The sequence below is a fragment of the Simkania sp. genome (assembly GCF_965215465.1).
In the GTDB taxonomy this organism is placed as follows: domain Bacteria; phylum Chlamydiota; class Chlamydiia; order Chlamydiales; family Simkaniaceae; genus Simkania.
This window is the reverse complement of sequence record NZ_OZ244056.1, coordinates 1576738-1594239: the sequence shown is the minus strand read 5'-3', so window position 1 is coordinate 1594239 and position 17502 is coordinate 1576738. Positions and strand designations below refer to the sequence as shown.

At 44.8% G+C, this 17502-nt stretch carries 17 protein-coding genes; 11 read left to right on the top strand and 6 right to left on the bottom strand.

What is annotated here, in order from left to right; translation table 11 throughout:
- Window positions 1-71: 71 nt before the first annotated feature.
- Genes nadA through ACOOFG_RS07410 form a run of 3 tightly spaced genes read right to left on the bottom strand, consistent with a single transcriptional unit; the run spans window position 72 to window position 3101 of the window.
- Window positions 72-1094 carry a quinolinate synthase NadA gene (gene nadA, locus ACOOFG_RS07420; RefSeq protein ID WP_420420843.1) on the bottom strand — a complete coding sequence of 341 codons (1023 nt, stop codon included), beginning with the start codon at window positions 1092-1094 and terminating at the stop codon, window positions 72-74.
- Window positions 1091-1504, bottom strand: a complete 414-nt coding sequence (gene ruvX, locus ACOOFG_RS07415) for a Holliday junction resolvase RuvX (protein ID WP_420420842.1) — start codon at window positions 1502-1504, stop codon at window positions 1091-1093. Before ruvX ends, nadA begins: the two co-directional genes overlap by 4 nt.
- Window positions 1497-3101, bottom strand: coding sequence for a CTP synthase (locus ACOOFG_RS07410; protein WP_420420841.1), 1605 nt, complete (start codon window positions 3099-3101; stop codon window positions 1497-1499). The genes ruvX and ACOOFG_RS07410 overlap by 8 nt, the downstream gene beginning before the upstream one ends.
- Before the next feature lie 60 nt (window positions 3102-3161).
- Between ACOOFG_RS07410 and ACOOFG_RS07405 the strand changes: the two genes are divergently transcribed.
- A complete protein-coding gene (locus tag ACOOFG_RS07405) occupies window positions 3162-4076 on the top strand; it encodes a DMT family transporter (RefSeq protein WP_420420840.1) in 915 nt (304 codons plus the stop codon).
- 2 nt (window positions 4077-4078) lie between these two features.
- Here the strand turns inward: ACOOFG_RS07405 and ACOOFG_RS07400 are convergent, their stop codons facing one another.
- Window positions 4079-4930: a DMT family transporter gene (locus ACOOFG_RS07400; protein WP_420420839.1), complete on the bottom strand. Its 852-nt coding sequence runs from the start codon at window positions 4928-4930 to the stop codon at window positions 4079-4081.
- A 61-nt stretch (window positions 4931-4991) separates the two neighbouring features.
- Window positions 4992-5783 (bottom strand): inverse autotransporter beta domain-containing protein, encoded by a 792-nt coding sequence (locus tag ACOOFG_RS07395; protein ID WP_420420838.1) that lies wholly within the window; start codon window positions 5781-5783, stop codon window positions 4992-4994.
- A 711-nt stretch (window positions 5784-6494) separates the two neighbouring features.
- Between ACOOFG_RS07395 and ACOOFG_RS07390 the strand changes: the two genes are divergently transcribed.
- The 10 genes from ACOOFG_RS07390 to ACOOFG_RS07345 all read left to right on the top strand — a co-directional run bounded on the left by ACOOFG_RS07390 (window position 6495) and on the right by ACOOFG_RS07345 (window position 15549).
- The gene (locus ACOOFG_RS07390; protein WP_420420837.1) at window positions 6495-7919 is read left to right on the top strand and encodes an L-serine ammonia-lyase; all 1425 of its coding nucleotides are present in this window, start codon (window positions 6495-6497) and stop codon (window positions 7917-7919) included.
- Window positions 7920-7921: 2 nt separating this feature from the next.
- Window positions 7922-9499, top strand: a complete 1578-nt coding sequence (locus ACOOFG_RS07385; RefSeq protein ID WP_420422676.1) for a diphosphate--fructose-6-phosphate 1-phosphotransferase — start codon at window positions 7922-7924, stop codon at window positions 9497-9499.
- Between the two features lie 130 nt (window positions 9500-9629).
- Window positions 9630-10640 carry an MBL fold metallo-hydrolase gene (locus ACOOFG_RS07380; protein ID WP_420420836.1) on the top strand — a complete coding sequence of 337 codons (1011 nt, stop codon included), beginning with the start codon at window positions 9630-9632 and terminating at the stop codon, window positions 10638-10640.
- Window positions 10641-10646: 6 nt separating this feature from the next.
- Window positions 10647-11312 carry a class I SAM-dependent methyltransferase gene (locus ACOOFG_RS07375; protein WP_420420835.1) on the top strand — a complete coding sequence of 222 codons (666 nt, stop codon included), beginning with the start codon at window positions 10647-10649 and terminating at the stop codon, window positions 11310-11312.
- On the top strand, window positions 11305-11655 hold the full coding sequence (locus tag ACOOFG_RS07370) for a 4a-hydroxytetrahydrobiopterin dehydratase (RefSeq protein ID WP_420420834.1): 351 nt from the start codon (window positions 11305-11307) through the stop codon (window positions 11653-11655). Before ACOOFG_RS07375 ends, ACOOFG_RS07370 begins: the two co-directional genes overlap by 8 nt.
- A gap of 55 nt (window positions 11656-11710) precedes the next feature.
- Window positions 11711-13525 (top strand): (E)-4-hydroxy-3-methylbut-2-enyl-diphosphate synthase, encoded by a 1815-nt coding sequence (gene ispG / locus ACOOFG_RS07365; protein WP_420420833.1) that lies wholly within the window; start codon window positions 11711-11713, stop codon window positions 13523-13525.
- Window positions 13522-14088 (top strand): hypothetical protein, encoded by a 567-nt coding sequence (locus ACOOFG_RS07360; protein ID WP_420420832.1) that lies wholly within the window; start codon window positions 13522-13524, stop codon window positions 14086-14088. The genes ispG and ACOOFG_RS07360 overlap by 4 nt, the downstream gene beginning before the upstream one ends.
- Entirely contained in the window at window positions 14052-14489 is a 438-nt protein-coding gene (locus tag ACOOFG_RS07355; protein ID WP_420420831.1) for a hypothetical protein, read from the top strand. Before ACOOFG_RS07360 ends, ACOOFG_RS07355 begins: the two co-directional genes overlap by 37 nt.
- Window positions 14490-14570: 81 nt before the next feature.
- The gene (locus tag ACOOFG_RS07350; RefSeq protein WP_420420830.1) at window positions 14571-15263 is read left to right on the top strand and encodes a hypothetical protein; all 693 of its coding nucleotides are present in this window, start codon (window positions 14571-14573) and stop codon (window positions 15261-15263) included.
- A gap of 19 nt (window positions 15264-15282) precedes the next feature.
- Complete coding sequence (locus ACOOFG_RS07345; protein ID WP_420420829.1) at window positions 15283-15549, top strand: hypothetical protein; 267 nt, start codon at window positions 15283-15285, stop codon at window positions 15547-15549.
- Here ACOOFG_RS07345 and ACOOFG_RS07340 read toward each other — a convergent pair.
- Window positions 15546-16784, bottom strand: a complete 1239-nt coding sequence (locus ACOOFG_RS07340; RefSeq protein ID WP_420420828.1) for a M20 metallopeptidase family protein — start codon at window positions 16782-16784, stop codon at window positions 15546-15548. The two genes, ACOOFG_RS07345 and ACOOFG_RS07340, sit on opposite strands and share 4 nt — an antisense overlap.
- Window positions 16785-17502 lie beyond the last annotated feature (718 nt).

Genomic DNA, 17502 nt, shown 5'->3' with positions numbered 1-17502 from the left:
AGCTTTAGAAGCTTGTGTCAAAGCTGCCCTAATACGCAATAGGTAGGCCGTCATTTGGGTTTAAATAGAAATTAGCCTGCAATTGAGTGTGAGTGACGAAACATCTGATTGACACAGGCAAGCGCGCCATCTTGGATTGCCGGGTCAATCGTGATGACTTGCTTCTGAGTGGGAGCTTCTAGGGCTTGCAAAATTTCATTGAGACTATTTGATTTCATGTATTTGCACATCATGCACGTTCCGACGAGGCGAAGCTCGGGATGCTCCACTTGCAAGCGCGAAGTGATGCCACATTCTGTTAGAATGAGAAAAGGGTGATTTTCTTCTTTGTGGGACTTGACATAGTTTAAGATTTGGCTTGTAGAACCTGTCACATCAGAGGCGTTGATCACTTCTTGGGTGCACTCGGGGTGTGCAAGGACTTCGAGGTCGGGATGTTTGGACTTGAGCAGATTGATCTCGTCACAGGAAAATTCTTCATGTACATAGCAGGTCCCATCATAGACGAGGACTTCTTTATCGATTTGATTCTCTCGCAAGTGATTCAGAATGTTTTCTCCCATTAATTTGTCTGGCAGGAAAAAGATCTTGTTTGTCGGAAGGTTTTCAATGATCGTGTAGACGTTCGAAGAAGTGACGCAAACATCGCAAGCGGCTTTGACAGCTGCTGTCGTGTTGATGTAACAAACAAAGGTGTGATCAGGGTGTTTTAAGCGCAAGCTTAGGACTTGGTCTGCTGTGATGCTGTCGGCCAAAGAGCAGCCACCATTTGGGTTGGGGTCGATCACAGTTTTTTCAGGATTGAGAATTTTAGCTGTTTCTGCCATGAAGCGCACCGCAGGAAAGACAATGATTTCGGCATCAGTTGCTTTGGCTTTTTGGGCCAATCCGTAGGAATCACCGACATGATCTGCAACTCCGTAAATGATATCAGGATGAACATAAGAATGGGCGAGGATGAGCGCATTTTTTTCCGCTTTCAGTTTGTTGATTTTGTCGATGAGAGGTTCAAGCCTTTCACATCGCTCTTTAGTGTAGTTGCAAAGGGGGTTATCGACTTGGATATTTTTCAGTTTATCATAGAGGGTGGTCATAGTGTGTCCAGGTAGCTTTGTAAGATGAGTGTGGCACTTAAGGTGTCCACATGTTGACTTCTTTTTTTTCGTTTCACATCTCCTTCGATCATCACACGCTCGACTTGTTTTGAGGTGAGACGTTCATCCCACAGAATAATGGGAGTAGAGATTTTTGTTTCTAAGTCTTCTTTGAGTTTGCGCACGAGGAGCGAGGTTTCACTTTCTTCATTGGAGAGATGGAGGGGAAGCCCAATCACAATCGCTTCAACGTCATGAGAGGTGATTTCTTTGACGAGAAGATCTAGGGTTTCTTGCGTATTTTTTCCTGCTTGCACTGTTTTAAGAGGAGAGGCGATGATTTTCATAGGGTCTGAAAGGGCAAGACCAATCCGTTTTTTGCCGTAGTCGATGCTAAGAATTCTACCCACCCTTTTTCTCCTTGAGCATAGCTTGGACAAAGGCAACAAAGAGGGGATGTGGGTCAGTGAGTTTTGACTTGAACTCGGGGTGGAATTGAACTCCTACCATCCAAGGGTGATCGGCAACCTCGACAATTTCACAGAGATCTTCTTTCGAATAGGTTCCAGTGATAAGTAGGCCGTTTTCTTCGCACTGTTTTTTGTAGGAATTATTAAACTCATAGTGGTGGCGATGGCGCTCTGAAATGTTGGTTTCTCCATACGCAGTGTGAGCTTTTGAAGAAGACTTCAGGTTGCAAGGATAGGCGCCCAGACGCATGGTGCCACCTAGATTTTTGATTTGCGCTTGCTCAGAGAGAAGCGAGATGATGGGATCTGTTGAATCAGGATCCATTTCGGTGGAATTGGCTTTTTTGAGCTTTAAAACGCTTCGTGCAAATTCGACAACCATCACCTGCATCCCAAGACAAATGCCAAAGTAAGGGATCTTTTTTTCCCGGCAGAGTTTTGCAATGGTCATTTTTCCTTCCCAGCCGCGTTCCCCAAACCCTCCAGGAACGAGATAGCCATCACAGCCATCAAGTGAGACGGTTTTTTCCAGTTGATCAGACTCGATCCCTTGGATGTTGACTTTGGTTTCACAGGCTGCTCCGGCATGGTGAAGGGCTTCGCAAACGGATTTGTAGGCATCTTGATGGGTGATATACTTGCCCACAAGACCCAACTTGAGAGAGTGTTTGGGATGTTTGATTTTATCGACAAGCTTTTTCCAATTTGTGAGGTTGCCTTTTTTACACGACAGATCAAGGAGCGAACAGAGAAGCTTATCGAGGCTTTGATCGGTTAGGTGCAAGGGGAGTTCATAGATGGTTTCTTTAAGGTCAATCAGTTCTAAAACGCATTCTTTAGGAACACTACAGAAAAGAGAGATTTTTTCGCGAACGGCAGGTCCTAAAGGACTCTCAGAGCGGCACAAAATCAAATCCGGGAAAATCCCGATGGAACGAAGTTCTTGTACAGAGTGTTGGGTGGGTTTGGTTTTCACTTCCCCTGCTGCTTTGAGGTAAGGGACGTAAGAGAGATGGATGTTGATGCAGTCTTTAGGGTTTTCTAATCGGAATTGACGGATTGCTTCCATAAATGGCTGAGATTCGATGTCACCTACTGTTCCGCCAATTTCTACAAGTGTGACATCGGTTCCTTTTTCTTGCTCAGCGCAAGCGGTGATAGCTGCTTTGATTTGGTCTGTGACATGCGGAATGACTTGAACTGTGTTACCTAGATAATCTCCACGCCGCTCACGCGTGATGATCGTGTCATAGATCTTACCCGATGTTGTATTTGAAACTTTGGACAGAGGGGAGCTTGTGAAGCGGTAGTAGTGTCCTAAATCGAGGTCTGTTTCTGCGCCATCATCTGTGACGTAAACTTCTCCGTGCTGAAAGGGGTTCATGGTTCCTGGGTCGACATTTAGGTAGGGATCAAACTTGAGCATTGCAACTTTCAGCCCTTGATTTTCAAGTAGCATCCCAATCGAAGCTGACAGCAGACCTTTGCCTAATGATGAGACAACTCCCCCAGTAATGAAGATGAATTTCTTTGCCATTTGTGATCCTTTCAACTATTACAGTAATCATAGAGGAAATGAAAGGTAAAACACAAGCTGATGATTCAACATTTAGAAAGGCCACAGCACAAGTTCAAACTCGCAGTCACCTTAATCTTGATTGCCGATCTTTTTTGTGCGATTCAAGCTATCTTTGTCAAAATGGCATCTCCTTACTTCAGTGCCAACACGCTAGTTTTTGGACGGTGCTTGGTGAATTTGCTGATGCTTTATGGGTGGATTCTTTTTTCAACAGGTGGTAAGGGGTTTAAAACCCTTTATCGAGCCAAAGAGTGGAAGCTTCATTTGATTCGGTCGGTTGCAGGCGTTGGAGCTGTTTATTGTTTGTACTACGGACTGGCTTTGATGCCAATTGGTCCAGCAACCCTTCTTTTCTTTACGTTTCCCATTTTCATTCCAATTGTGGCACGTGTTTGGCTTAGGGTCGCAATTATCCACCGTTTGTGGTGGGGACTTGGGATTTTATTCGTTTTGCGCCCTGGAGCAGGACTATTTAATCCAGCAGCATTCATTCCTCTTTTGGGGGCCATTTGTGGTTCGGTAGCAACGGTCTCGATTCGGGTCCTTCATCGATATGGAGAAGATACAGACACAATTATGGCTTATTACTTCACTGCGGGAGTAATGGTTTCAGGTCTGATTCTTTTGTTTACAAGAGAGTTTTTGTTTGAAACGTTCACGTTTGCAACGACATCTTTAATTGTTCTTGCAGGAGTTTTTGCAGCTCTTTTCCAAACGGTGTTCACGTTGTCGACAAAGTTTGCTACGGCTCGCTTTTTAAGCCCATTTATCTATGGGATTTTTATTTTTTCTGCGGTTGCAGAATACTTCTTTTGGGGAAAAGTTCCTCAAATGGGAACTCTTTGGGGATTTGGCTTCATCGCGGTTGGCACAATTCTCATGATTTTTCTTTATCCCAAAGACGATATTCAGTTCGTTCCCAAGAAAAAATGAGTTTATTTTTTTGAGGAGGAGGAGTTCATCCAAATAGCTAGTGCTCCCCCGATGATGACAAGCACGATTCCAATAAATGTTAAAATCGAAGGGACCTTGTTCCAGACGATCCAATCAAAAAAGCCAGCAAAAACGACAGATGTGTATTGAAATACCCCGACTTCATGCGGATCTGCACATTGATAAGCTTTGATGAGAAAAATTTGGCAGAGAATGAAAAACACACCAGTTCCAGCCGCCCATGCCCAATTGTCAAGACCTGGAACAGGGTGTGAAAAAAAGAGAAAGGGGGTCATTAATACTGTTCCGATGCCAAAAAAGTAAAAATTGATCCGTTGGATCGGCTCTGTATCTGAGAGAATTTTAACCATGGTGAAAGCAAGCGCTAAGAAAATACCCGAGCCCAATCCAATTAAATCACCCGGACGTCCCATAGAAGAAGGGGTGGGTCGAATGATAAACAAAATTCCAATAAATCCGATGAGAATGGCAATCCAAACTTTCCAAGAAAGTTTTGTTTTCAAGATGAGAAGACAAAAAATTGGAACAAAAAGAGGGGTGGTATTAAACAGCAGAGTTGCGTTGACAAGAGGAATGTATTTGAGGGCAATGACGTAGAGAACTGTTGCCGTCGTTCCAAAAAGCGCGCGTAAAAATAAGACGAAAAAGCGGCGCGTTTTCAGAAAAGATATTCCATGTTTCAATGTCAGGATCGCAGCAAACACAAAAGATGACAGGTAGGCCATGAATGTCATCCATATAGCTGTTGTTCCAACCTGCCCAATTTTTAGAAATAGCCCAAAGACCGCGACGAAAAAAAACGTGATGGTCATGTAGATCGAACCGCGGATCATGCGCTTAACCTAATTTATTTTTTATTCATGGTATTAAAATTCGACGAGCTAATTTTCAAGGTTAAAATTTGGTATGTTTCTTTTGGATGGGAATGATTTCGTTTCTTCGAATGGGTTGAAAGAGAGTTTGGAGAAAAGAGTTTTTGGGAAAATGGAGGCGGCTGTTTCCAAGGGGAATCTTCAAAGCAAGGTAACCTTGAAAGGTGAAGTTGAAGATGTGGTCATAGGTGGTTTCAATTCCCGCTTCAATCCACTGGTAGATGGTCGATGTAAGCTGGATTTGGGTTCCCCAAGCCTTTCCAAAAGTCGCATCGTCAAATGTCCGTTTGGCGAGATAATAGACTCCAACGGCTCCGCGCAATATGAAATGGTCCCATTCGAGAAGAGAGGCTTCTATCCCTCCTTGCAAGTTCGCTAAAGCCACTCGAATACGGGAGTCCTCTCTTCGTTTCACGACCCCTATGGGCATGTATCCGTTAAACCGAAGCACCGTTTTACGGAAAAAGAGCTCAGCTCCTGCCCCCAGTTGCTGCCCAGCAAACAGCTTGGTGTCTCGGTAGTCATAGAATACGTTGATTCCTAAAATCCAGTCTTTTCTAGGCGAGAGGTAGCGGCCTGCCACCCCTAGATTTGCTGCAAACCGGCCGTCGTTGAAGACATGGCCTCTGACATTTAAAAACGGGTAAAATTGGGGGAAATCTATGGGGCTTGCCATGAGGTCGACAGAGGTGTACCCCGTGTCATATCCGACTCCTTTGTGCTCACGGTGCTTGAGGAAGGAATAGGAGGGAGGGATCCCTTCATGGGAAAAAGCTAAGAGGGGAAAGAAGAGGAGGAAGACTAATCGCCACATATGACTTCTTTAACTGCTTTTTTCAGGGAAATCAACGACAAAAAAAAGCCGTTATGCCGGGGGAGGGTATAGCATAACGGCCACTTAGGCCTATTCGGCCTAAAAGATGGAAAAAAGGTAACTTATCACACTTGCGTTCGTGGTTTGATCGCTTTCATTTCGTGTGAGTGAGAATACGTTTTTTTTCTGTGCCTTCATTTTCGGTGCTGCATGTTCGTTTAGCACTTAACTCGTATCCGAAAAAACTCTAACTTTTTGACTCAGATAAGTCTGAGCACATAAAATAAAAACTGTTGTTCTTTACTGGTCTCTTATAACTACCGTCGCTTGCGTTGCAAGACTTTAAGAGACTGTGTATTGTAAACGATAGCTCATTGAATCTTTCACACCTGGGTCTATAAATATGGTATCGCAGATGCTACGCATTCTCTGGCTGCCCTGAAATGACAGATATCGTTACTTATTATAAATATGACAATTTTATTATCTGTGTACTTGGAAGTACCCCCGTTCTATAAATTTAATTTTAACAAATTCTAATTAAAATTTAAATTTTTCTTAAAAATTTTTTGTAAATTGCTTAACATTAGATATTTAAATTTCATATTATTTTAAACTTCTTGTTGTTAAGGAGTTAGTGTTTTTTTGGCATTTCTGCTGAAGGAAATCAAGAACTTATGGCATAGTGACAAGAATCAAGTGAGGTGTCAGATGGTTGTCAGCATCTTTGACTTCTTTTCCATAGGAATTGGACCTTCGAGTTCCCATACAGTGGGTCCCATGAGGGCAGCTAGGAGCTTTATCTTGGCTTTAGACCGGATGGGGATCATTTATGAAGTCCAATCGATTCAGGTTGAGTTGTTTGGGTCTCTTGCTATGACTGGTGAGGGGCACGGTACAGATCGAGCCGTTCTCTTAGGGCTTGAAGGGTATGCTCCAGAGCAGGTTGATCCATGTCGGGTTGAGGCAATTCTGGAGAGGATTTATACCTCTCACTCCTTGCGCCTCCTGGGGAAAGCGGTGACTCCGTTTAATATCAAAAAAGACCTTCTATTCTGTAAGGGCAAGACGCTGCCCTATCATTCCAATGCCATGCGTCTGACCGCAATCGATCGGAAAGGGGAAAAGTGTCATGAAGCCATCTTCTATTCCATTGGAGGGGGCTTTATTGTTGCACATGAAGACATCCACAAAAAAGAAACTGTGACCTCAGTTCCTTTTCCCTATTCTACTGGAAAGGAGCTACTAGACCTTTGCCAGCTCACGGGGAAGTCAATTGATGAAATCGTCTTTGAAAACGAAAAAGTTTGGCGATGTGAAGAGGAGATTCGCACCGGGCTGCTTCAACGGTGGCATATCATGCAAGGAGCGGTAAAGCGAGGGTGTGAGCGAGAAGGCTTTTTGCCTGGAGGTCTCAACGTCAGGCGGCGTGCTCCCCAAATCTATCGTGATCTACTCGAGCGTCGGGGCGAGCACGAAAATGATCCGGCTCATTTTATGGATTGGACAAGTTTATTTGCGATTGCCGTTAATGAAGAGAATGCGTCTTATGGACGCATTGTGACAGCTCCAACGAATGGAGCTGCAGGTATCATTCCTGCAGTGCTTCACTATGTGCAAAATTTTACTCCTGATTACAGCGAAGAAAATGTGGTCCGCTTTTTACTCACGGCCGGAGGCATTTGTCAGCTTTTTAAAAAGAATGCTTCGATTTCAGGAGCCGAAGTGGGGTGTCAGGGAGAAGTGGGTGTGGCTTGCGCCTTGGCTGCAGCAGGACTGGTAGCAATTCAGGGGGGAACTCCTGAGCAAGTGGAGAATGCTGCGGAGATTGGGATTGAACATAACTTAGGACTAGCCTGTGATCCTGTCGCAGGACTTGTTCAAATTCCTTGCATTGAGCGCAATACAATGGGCACCATCAAAGCGATCAATGCAGCGAAGCTTAGCTTACTTGGCGATGGAACCCACAGCATTACTCTCGATGAAGCCATCCGATCGATGCATGAAATCGGTTTGGACATGAAAAGTAAATATAAAGAAACGAGTGAAGGAGGTCTCGCGACATCGGTGCATAAAGACCGGATTCGAGAAAGACAACTTCTCTCACTCATTCCTGTAACCTTACCCCAGTGTTAATGATGACTCCTTTGCAAAAAAAACGCCTATCTTACCTTCCCAAAGCGCCAGCGATTTTATCCGACTTAGACGCGATCACTTTTGCTGAAAAGGGAGTCACTGAGGCTATTGGAGATAAGGCAGAGATTCAAAAGCGATTCCCAGAGACCTATGGGCGTCCTTTGATTAAAATGACCCAAGGAAAAGGGGAAGCCTCTAAACCCTTGAAGGTTGGAGTCGTTTTATCTGGAGGGCAAGCAGCAGGGGGGCACAATGTCATTACAGGTCTTTTCGATGCTCTTAAAAAATTTCATCCTGAAAGCCACTTGTTTGGCTTTTTAGGTGGGCCAGCAGGAATTGTTGATGGGAAATATCGCGACCTTTCTGAAGACGAGCTAGCAAATTACCGTAATCAAGGGGGATTTGACCTCATTGGTTCGGGGCGCACAAAAATTGAATCGGAAGAGCAGTTTGCCAAATCACTCGAGGTTGCTAAGTCTCTTGAGCTTGATGGTTTGGTTGTCATTGGAGGTGATGACTCCAATACGAATGCCGCTCTTTTGGCCGAGTACTTCATTGACCAAGGCTGTAAAACACGAGTCATTGGCGTTCCAAAGACAATTGATGGAGATCTTCAAAATGAACATGTTGCGATCTCGTTTGGCTATGATACAGCCTGCAAAACCTACTCCGAAATGATTGGCAATATTGCGCGTGATGCCTTGTCTGCGAAAAAATACACCCACTTTATCAAGCTCATGGGCCGCTCAGCTTCTCACATTGCGCTTGAATGCGCCCTTCAAACGCAACCCAATTATGTTCTAATTGGTGAAGAGGTTGAAGCCAAAAATCAGACCTTACAAGCGATTGCGGAAGACCTCATCGACGTGATTGAAAAGCGAGGTAAAGAAGGAAAAAATTACGGCGTTGTACTCATTCCCGAAGGGTTGATTGAGTTCATTCCTGAAATGAAGACACTTATTCAAGAGTTGAACACTCTTTTGGCAGACGAAGGTGGCTCTGTTGAAGGATTATCAGCCGCTTCGAAAAAGACTTTCGATTATTTACCCAAAGAAATCCAAAACCAGCTCCTTCTCGATCGCGATCCTCATGGTAATGTGCAAGTTTCTCACATTCAAACGGAGATGCTTCTCAGTCATGTAGTTAAAGCAGAACTCAAAAAAAGGAACTTTCAAGGGAAGTTCAGCCCTGTTCACCACTTCTTTGGGTACGAAGGGCGGTCCTGCTTTCCTTCTAACTTTGATGCGACCTATTGCTATAGCTTGGGAATTGTTTCGGCCCTCCTGATCCGTGAAGGGTTTACGGGCTATATGAGCTGCGTCACCAACCTGACAGAGCCGGTCGAAAAGTGGGGGGTTACAGGTATTCCCATCACAAGTCTCATGAATATGGAAGTGCGTAAGGGAAAAGAAAAGCCTGTCATTCAAAAAGCCCTTGTTGATTTAGAGGGACAAGCCTTCAAACAATTTGCTCGCAATCGAGACAAATGGAAGCTTGAAGATCATTACCAATTTCCCGGTCCTATTCAGTTTGAAGGAGATCCGTCCTATACGGATCAAATCCCCAAAACTCTCTCATAAACTACTTACTGTTAGTAATTTTATGATTTTGTTCGATTTTTAATTTCAATTTTCTTAATTAGGGAATTAGGGGGAGATATTTCACGCTTTTGCATCCCTTTTTTGTTATTTTAATAATTAGGATAGGCTCATGAAAAATGACCGATTTCGCCCATTTCATAAAAAGGGTTCACGTTTTATCAATCCTCATTGTGACAACACAAGACGCCGTCTTCACGACGTCTTTTTGTGGCAAATGGGATATTACAATGACAAACGCTCACCTAAAAAGGTGCCGAAGAAATTCAAGTATCCAAATTCCAAGAAAAGGGTGCGAAAGGAAAGCCCAACAGTTACATGGATCAACCACTGTAGCTTTTTGATCCAAGTCGATGGGCTTCATCTGCTCACAGACCCGATTTGGAGTGAGCGGTGCTCTCCCTTCTCATTTTTTGGGCCACGCCGTCGCCATGAACCTCCAGTTTCTTTAAAGGATTTACCAACAATTGATGTGGTGCTGATCAGCCATGACCACTATGACCACCTTGATCGGAAAACTGTGATGGAACTTAACAAGCGCAATCCGGCGACGTTATGGGTGGTTCCAAAGGGCGTTGGCAAGTGGATGGCAAAGCAAGGAGTGCGCCATTATGTGGAACTCGCGTGGTGGGAAAACGCCTCGCTGGAAGTTGAGGGGACACCCCCACTCTCTATTGAGATCACAGCTGTTCCTAGCCAACACTTTTCAGGGCGGGGGCTGTTCGATAAGAACAAGACCCTCTGGGCTGGCTATGTGGTCGATTTCAAGCGACATAGACGCAAAGATAAGAGACTTTACTTCGTTGGCGATACCGGGTACAATTCCAAGGATTTTAAAGCCATTGGCAATCAATTTGGAGAAATGGACCTCAGCTTGATTCCGATTGGAACCTATGTTCCTGCCAAGTTTATGGATCCTGTTCATATCAGCCCCCAGAAGGCGACAGCGATTCACAAAGAGGTGAACTCGAAGCTGAGTATCGGAATGCACTGGAAAACATTTCGGCTGTCGAGTGAAGAGCTCCATCAACCTCCTTATGACCTCCATAGGTCGTTAGAAAAAGCTGGAGTGGATCCAGCAACTTTTCGAGTGATTGACCCAGGGCAAAGAATTAACTGGTAACTGTAGATGCGCTGGATTGTCGATTACTTTCGTTATGCTTGGTATGACTTGCAACACGCACACAAAGTCAAGAGTCGCTATTACCAAGATCCAGACTATAGCGTTTTGGACCGCGCTCTTCTCAAAAAGTACATTTTTCGAAGCCCTTATCAAATCAGCAAGAAGTATCTCAAAAAGAAACGAGAAAAGGATCTCTACACCTATGGAGAAACTCCGCTTACCACTTTTGAAAAAATGGCAAAAGAAGTGGGGATTAAACCTCTCGATCATGTTTTAGAACTTGGGTGTGGACGAGGGCGAGGCGTTTTTTTTCTCGCGCATTTTTACAATTGTAAAGTCACGGGTATCGAGCGAATCCCCCAGTTTGTAAAACTTGCTGATCATGTCGCTTTCAAACACAAAGTCGAAAATGTCTCCTTCAAATGTGGAGACATGTTTGAAATGAAATGGCCAGATGCAACAGTCATTTATCTTTATGGAACCTGTTTGTCAGATGATGAGATCAAACAGGTGATGACAAAAGTGAAGACTTTTCCAAAAGGGACAAGGATTTTAAGTGTCAGTTATCCTTTGGTTGAGTATGATGAAGATCATGCTTTTAAACTCATCAAAAGGTTTTCTGTGACATTCCCATGGGGTGAAACAGAAGCTTTTTTACAAGTGGTTGAATGAACGAATTAACCAAAAAAAATGTGTTCCCTGTCTTGCTGATGCGCCTCCTCTAAAAGGGGAAGATCTCAAGCCGCTCTATATGCAGCTCGATGAAGGGTGGGAAATTATCGATGAGCACCATCTTGAGCGAGAATACAAATTCAAAAACTTCAAGCATGCTCTTTCTTTCACCAACGTCATTGGAAAAGTGGCTGAGGAAGAAGGGCACCATCCCGACATCTTTCTTTCGTGGGGCATGGTCAAGATCAGGCTTTGGACCCATAAAATCAATGGGCTTTCTGAAAGTGACTTCATCTTAGCGGCTAAAATCGAAGCCGAATTTGTCTCTCACGAGGGCAGTTGACTTCCATCACATACTTCTTGTAAAATAGTTGCTAAAATTTTTCATTTATAGAGACATGAGATATTCTGAAGCAATCTACCAAACCAAGCGCTGGAAAACCCGAGAAGTTAAAGTTGGAAAGGTTGGAGTCGGCGGTGATAACCCAATCCGAATCCAATCCATGACCACATCTGATACGCGTGATGTGGATGCCACAGTCGAGCAAATTATGCGTCTTGCTGATGCAGGTTGCGAAATTGCTCGGGTCACTGTTCAAGGAAAGAAAGAAGCTGAAGCGTGTGAAGGCATCAAAAATACCCTCGTTCAAAAAGGGTATGACATTCCCGTTGTTGCTGACATTCACTTTTATCCTCCGGCAGCTATGCTTGTGGTGGATTTCGTCGATAAAGTGCGCGTCAATCCAGGTAACTTTGTTGATCGGCGTGCAACATTTCGCACCATTGAATACGACGATGCCTCCTATGATGCTGAGCTGCGCAAAATTGATGAAACGTTCGGACCGCTTGTTGAAAAGTGTAAAAAGCTCAAGCGGGCGATGCGGATCGGAACCAACCATGGATCTCTATCGGATCGGATCATGAACCGTTATGGGGATACTCCATTTGGGATGGTCGAGTCTGCTTTAGAATTTGCTCGCGTTTGCCGCAAGTTGGGCTACCACGACTTCATGTTTTCTATGAAAGCCAGCAACCCCCTTGTGATGATGCAAGCTTACCGTCTCCTTGTCCATGAAATGATGAAACTCGGTTGGAATTATCCTCTGCATCTTGGTGTCACTGAAGCAGGCGATGGTGAAGATGGTCGAGTCAAGTCTGCTGTTGGGATCGGATCCCTACTACTTGATGGATTAGGTGACACCATTCGGGTTTCACTAACAGAAGATCCCTGGGCTGAAATTGACCCTTGTAAACGACTCATTCGTTTAGCTGAAAGTTACGAAGGCAAAGGCATTGCTCCTTTCATAGAAACCAAGCGGAATGTTAGCTCTATCGAAAGGCGTTATGTCCGCCAAACCCCGCCGCTCCACAGAGACGGTTCTGTGATATTGAATCTTGATGAGTCTTCAATCGACCTAGGAACAAAAGAAGGAAAGGTCGACGCTGTTTACATGGAAGAGTACCAACCACTCGAAGACGATGTGACAGTTCTTACCCGAACTCCAAATGTACCAGGCACTCTTCTTGTCAAAGATCTTGAAGAGTTGGATGAAACAGCCCAAGTCACTTGGGTCAAAGATGGAGATCCTAGCATCTGGAACCGTCTTCTCGAACATCCAACGCAAATGATCTTGCTCGAACTCACCACTTCTCCGATTCATCAAGGGCGTTACTTTTTTGATTGGATTCAACAAGCTAAGCTCGATATCCCCGTGATTCTCGTTGGAAACTATGACTATAGTGAAGAAGGTACAGTCATTCATGCCGCAGCAGAGCTTGGAGCTTTGCTTGGGGATGGGTATGGCGAAGGAGCTTTATTACGCACGAATCTGACTCCCGGACAAAACCGGTCACTCTCGTTTAACATTTTACAAGCTTGCCGCATGCGAGCTTCCAAAACAGAGTTCATTGCATGTCCAGGGTGTGGACGGACCTTGTTTGATTTGCAAGAAGTCACTAAGCGGATTCGCTCTAAAACGTCGCACCTCCCCGGTGTGAAAATTGCCATCATGGGTTGCATTGTCAATGGTCCAGGTGAAATGGCCGATGCAGACTTTGGGTATGTGGGATCGCGTGCTGGCAAAGTCGACCTATATGTTGGCAAAGAGTGCGTTGAACGGAACATCGACTTTGATGCTGCCGATGAAAGACTCATTGAGCTCATCAAAGCCCATGACCGCTGGGTCGAACCAGAGCAACTGGCATTGGTATGATCTTCACAAAGCTCTATCCTTTTTCAGTTTTTCTTGGGATTACTTCAGCCTTTCCCTATTTTTTTGAGCACAGGTTGCCTCAGCTCTTCCGCTGCTCGGAGCGGCTGGCTTACAGATTTTTCCTCTTCACCTTTCTTATGGTTTGCACACTCATGCACCGAACCACAGCCTCTCCCGATATTTTTTGGAATGAAGCCAAACTCAGCCAATATGCAGGGCAAGCTCTTTCTCCTTCCGCAGCAGCGTTTCAAGCAGATTTTTTGACCGAGGCTTCAACTTACGCAGTAGCGGAAGATGTGGCAACGTTCATCCAGACCTTTCAGCAAACAGGCTCTCAGCTTCAAAGTGGTCCCGATCAAGAAATCCGCCCCATTTATGTTGCAGCGCAAGGAGACATTGAGCGCACCCTAGCCCAATACTTTGCAGAAGGCAACATCACTCACTTGGTTGGCATCATCCATACCCCAACTCCTGCAACACCTCTTTGCACTCGAGGGGATATTTCAGAGAATCTGTCGATGCTAGCATGCAAGAAGACCCAAGACGTCTCTATACAGTTATGAAGCGCCCTGAAATCATTCGTGATTACATGGACAAAGGCGCACTCTTAATTGCAGCCTACCCTCAATTAGGACTCCATAAACGGACGGCGGAACAACAGGCTATCTTTCAAGAAACAAAAGAGTGCTATCCTGACCATTTGATGGACCTTCCTCTAAATTGCGCTGAGATGCAAAAAGATATGGTTGGTGCGACCTATCTCTTTCGAACTAAAGCAGGGGACTGGATGGCTTTTGGCATCATGGCTTCGCAAGCCAATGCGCCAGACGATGGAAAGGTTTGGGGCATGTGGTTTGGTTCCATTGGTGATCCCCTCATCTATTCTCGTGTCCACTCTGTTTTCGACTACCTACATACGCTGCAGTCGAAAGATCTCAGCTCACTTCTTTTTGGAGTTAACTAACTTCGTTCAATAGTAAAACTCTTTTGTTTTAATAAATGCATTTAATTTGTATTTGTAGGTTAATTTAGTACGGAGTTAATAATGTCATTCGCGCGCGCTATCAAAGTTAACCGTTTCTTAATGATTGCCAATTTTGCTTTGCTTTTGTGTCTGCTTGGGGTTTTTGGTTGGAACATGTTTAAAGACACTTCTAATGAAACGCTTGAGGCGAGTCGCATTGTACTCCGCGGAGAAAACGGCGTGCCTTCGATCATCATGCAAGGAGATGCAGAGAATACTCTTCTGACACTCAATGACCAAGAGGGTAATGTGCGCATGCAGCTTCAAGGCGGCGCTTTTCCAGCGCTGATCATGAAAAATGAAGCTCAGGAAATTGTAGGGACTTTTTTTCCATTGCGTGACGGGGGAGCAGCGATTGGGCTAGGCGATGCAGAGGGTAATATGGCGACGTTCATTCGGGGTGGATCTTCGCCAACGATGAGTTTTTATCAGCAGTCGACAGAGCCCAATCTGGCAATGGGGATTTCAAATCATCTGCCTCATTTTGTGATGTTTCCTATGGCCGGACGAGAGGGAATGCTCATTCATGGGAATGCCCCAACAAGCGTTCTCTTTATCGATGAGAATGGAGAGATTCCCGTGTCGCTATCACGACATGGTCTGTTCCAGACTCAGGGAGATAAAGAATCCTCAGAAGGGAGTGAAGAAGACAAGATATTCTCATCTTGGGATGAGCTAAAGAAAACCTTAAAGCAAATGGACATGAATCAATAAGCCACTGTGAGAGAATTTCATGAGCGCTGAAAAAAAACTAAATCAACTCGAAGTTTGGGAGCAATTTCTGGAAGAAGAGTACCAGAGAATGCAAAAAGAACTGGATACTGTTACTGATAACAGACTACGAGGCGATTTGAAAGATCAACTCATTTGGTTACGTTATCAACTGCGGCACTTTGAAGAGAGCCAAGATATTCAGGCTATTCAAGAAGACCATGAGTGGGTTGCCAATAGCTTCAACCAAAACCTTAGCCCTAAACGACCGTTTCGCACACACCCTTAAGGGTAACTCATAAGCTCAATCCGATCCTTTGGGATAGGCTCACGCATTTCTGGATGGGGGGCCGTTGCAATTAAGAGCCAAAACGCAACTCCTTGCCATAGAACGGATTCGTCAGGATTAAAAGTAGCAGTGTGATGATCGGTCCTTTCTCCTTTGCGCGCTCCTAAACACCAGTACGACCCCACTCGATTCTCTAGATAGTAAGAAAAGTCTTCTCCCGAGAAGAGGAAGGGGATGGTATCTGTCTCCATGTCGGCATCTTGGATCAGTGACTTAATGAAGGTGTAGTTTTCTGGGTCGTTAATAAGCGGGGGGTAACCAGGGTAATATGTGAAAGTTGCTAACCTGGCTTTGGGATAGCTTTTGACAATGAGTTCGATGCGGTACTTGATGGCAGCAATGAATTCTTCGAGTCTTTCAGGTGAGAGAAAGTTCCGGACAGCATACCACATTTCAGCGTGGCCTGGCCGGATGTTGCATGCCGTTCCAGCTTTAGAGATCGAGGGGACAAAACTGATGATTTCATTGGGTCCTAGCTTGCGGAGTTCAAATCCTCTAAGACTCATGTGAATATCGGTCATGATGTCGATTCCATTTGCACCAAGTTCGGGTCGCATGACATGCCCACCAGTGCACTCGATTTCGATTTGGAGCTGCCCTGCTTGGCACATGAAATAGCCAGGACGGGAGATGAAAGCGCCATAATCTTCAGTCGAAGAGATGTGCAGGCCATAGCAATGGGAAATTCCTTCTAAGATGCCTTCTTCAACGAGGCGTGCACCTCCTGATTGGACAACCCCGATTTCTTCAGCTCGTTGCCAGACAAGGCGGAGGTTGTGAAGGGGTGTCACATTTCCTGAAGCGAGGGCCTTTAGCGCTCCAAGCAGCATGGCACCATGACAGTCGTGGCCACAAGCATGCATGATGCCTGGATGTTTTGAGCTATAAGGAAGACCTGTTTGTTCCTCGATAGGAAGGGCGTCAATGTCAGCACGAAAGAGAAGGCGTTGATACTGAGGGTCTAGGTCCACATCGATATAGATTCCACCTTCTTTTTGGTGGAGCTGCATGGATACCTTTGAAGTGGCCATGATTTTTTCAATTTCGCTCTTAATCAAAGCGAGAGTCTTTTCTTCTTCCCACTGCAATTCGGGGATTTCATGAAGTTTGTGGCGTAGATCAGCTGTAAAGCTTTGGTGTTCAAGAGATAAAGACAGAATACCTTCTTTATTCATCGTAAGCCTCTCATTTTTTGGCATATTTGAAAAAATCTACAGATTTTTTTTTTAACTTCAACGGATAATAACTCCTTATGAATCAGTGCTCTTTTTACGCATTTTTTTTTCGCTTCCCAGGGGAGGCCAACTGTAAAAAATAAAGATTTCTGTGTTATATTAAATATGTGGGGTGACCCATAGAATGCTGCCTTACGTAAGAGTCCACAGTTTAAGGAAAACCTCTCCTTGTCTTGGGCAAGGCAGTATCAGTAAAAGCCACAACGGGAGGTTTTGTGGAGTTCTTTAAAAAGTTTTGGCTTTTTTTCGAAGAGGTTGCTCGTCTGAGAGGGGAAATGTTCCTCGAAGACCGCTAAAAGCGGTCTGCTCAAGACAGCTCCGGTAAACATGTCTCTTATAGAGACGAAAGAACGAGGGGAAATGCTACCCCATCTTTTATACCCGGGGCGTGTAAACGCAACTTCTTGACCTTCAGGTCAGTTTTCGTTTCATGGGCTGCAAAGTTTGTGGGGCGGGGGCGCTGAAGGTTTTTTTTTGGAGGAATGGGGTGGCGGAATTTGTTTCGTTTTCTTGCGCAGGAATTCTAGCGATCTTTTGTAATTCTGCGCTCGGAAATAGCTGGGCTATTCCGCATCGCACAGAATTCCAAAATCTCATCCAGAATTCGTAGCAAGAATTCCGAAAACATTCCGCCACCCCATTCGAGTCGGGAAGAAAT

Bases quoted from the DNA above. Each gene is read 5' to 3' on its own strand.
- nadA (WP_420420843.1), bottom strand. From the start codon at position 1,094: ATGACCACCCTCTATGATAAACTGAAAAATATCCAAGTCGATAACCCC.
- ACOOFG_RS07410 (WP_420420841.1), bottom strand. From the start codon at position 3,101: ATGGCAAAGAAATTCATCTTCATTACTGGGGGAGTTGTCTCATCATTA.
- ACOOFG_RS07405 (WP_420420840.1), top strand. From the start codon at position 3,162: ATGATTCAACATTTAGAAAGGCCACAGCACAAGTTCAAACTCGCAGTC.
- ACOOFG_RS07400 (WP_420420839.1), bottom strand. From the start codon at position 4,930: ATGATCCGCGGTTCGATCTACATGACCATCACGTTTTTTTTCGTCGCG.
- ACOOFG_RS07395 (WP_420420838.1), bottom strand. From the start codon at position 5,783: ATGTGGCGATTAGTCTTCCTCCTCTTCTTTCCCCTCTTAGCTTTTTCC.
- ACOOFG_RS07390 (WP_420420837.1), top strand. From the start codon at position 6,495: ATGGTTGTCAGCATCTTTGACTTCTTTTCCATAGGAATTGGACCTTCG.
- ACOOFG_RS07385 (WP_420422676.1), top strand. From the start codon at position 7,922: ATGACTCCTTTGCAAAAAAAACGCCTATCTTACCTTCCCAAAGCGCCA.
- ACOOFG_RS07380 (WP_420420836.1), top strand. From the start codon at position 9,630: ATGAAAAATGACCGATTTCGCCCATTTCATAAAAAGGGTTCACGTTTT.
- ACOOFG_RS07375 (WP_420420835.1), top strand. From the start codon at position 10,647: ATGCGCTGGATTGTCGATTACTTTCGTTATGCTTGGTATGACTTGCAA.
- ispG (WP_420420833.1), top strand. From the start codon at position 11,711: ATGAGATATTCTGAAGCAATCTACCAAACCAAGCGCTGGAAAACCCGA.
- ACOOFG_RS07360 (WP_420420832.1), top strand. From the start codon at position 13,522: ATGATCTTCACAAAGCTCTATCCTTTTTCAGTTTTTCTTGGGATTACT.
- ACOOFG_RS07355 (WP_420420831.1), top strand. From the start codon at position 14,052: ATGCAAGAAGACCCAAGACGTCTCTATACAGTTATGAAGCGCCCTGAA.
- ACOOFG_RS07350 (WP_420420830.1), top strand. From the start codon at position 14,571: ATGTCATTCGCGCGCGCTATCAAAGTTAACCGTTTCTTAATGATTGCC.
- ACOOFG_RS07345 (WP_420420829.1), top strand. From the start codon at position 15,283: ATGAGCGCTGAAAAAAAACTAAATCAACTCGAAGTTTGGGAGCAATTT.
- ACOOFG_RS07340 (WP_420420828.1), bottom strand. From the start codon at position 16,784: ATGAATAAAGAAGGTATTCTGTCTTTATCTCTTGAACACCAAAGCTTT.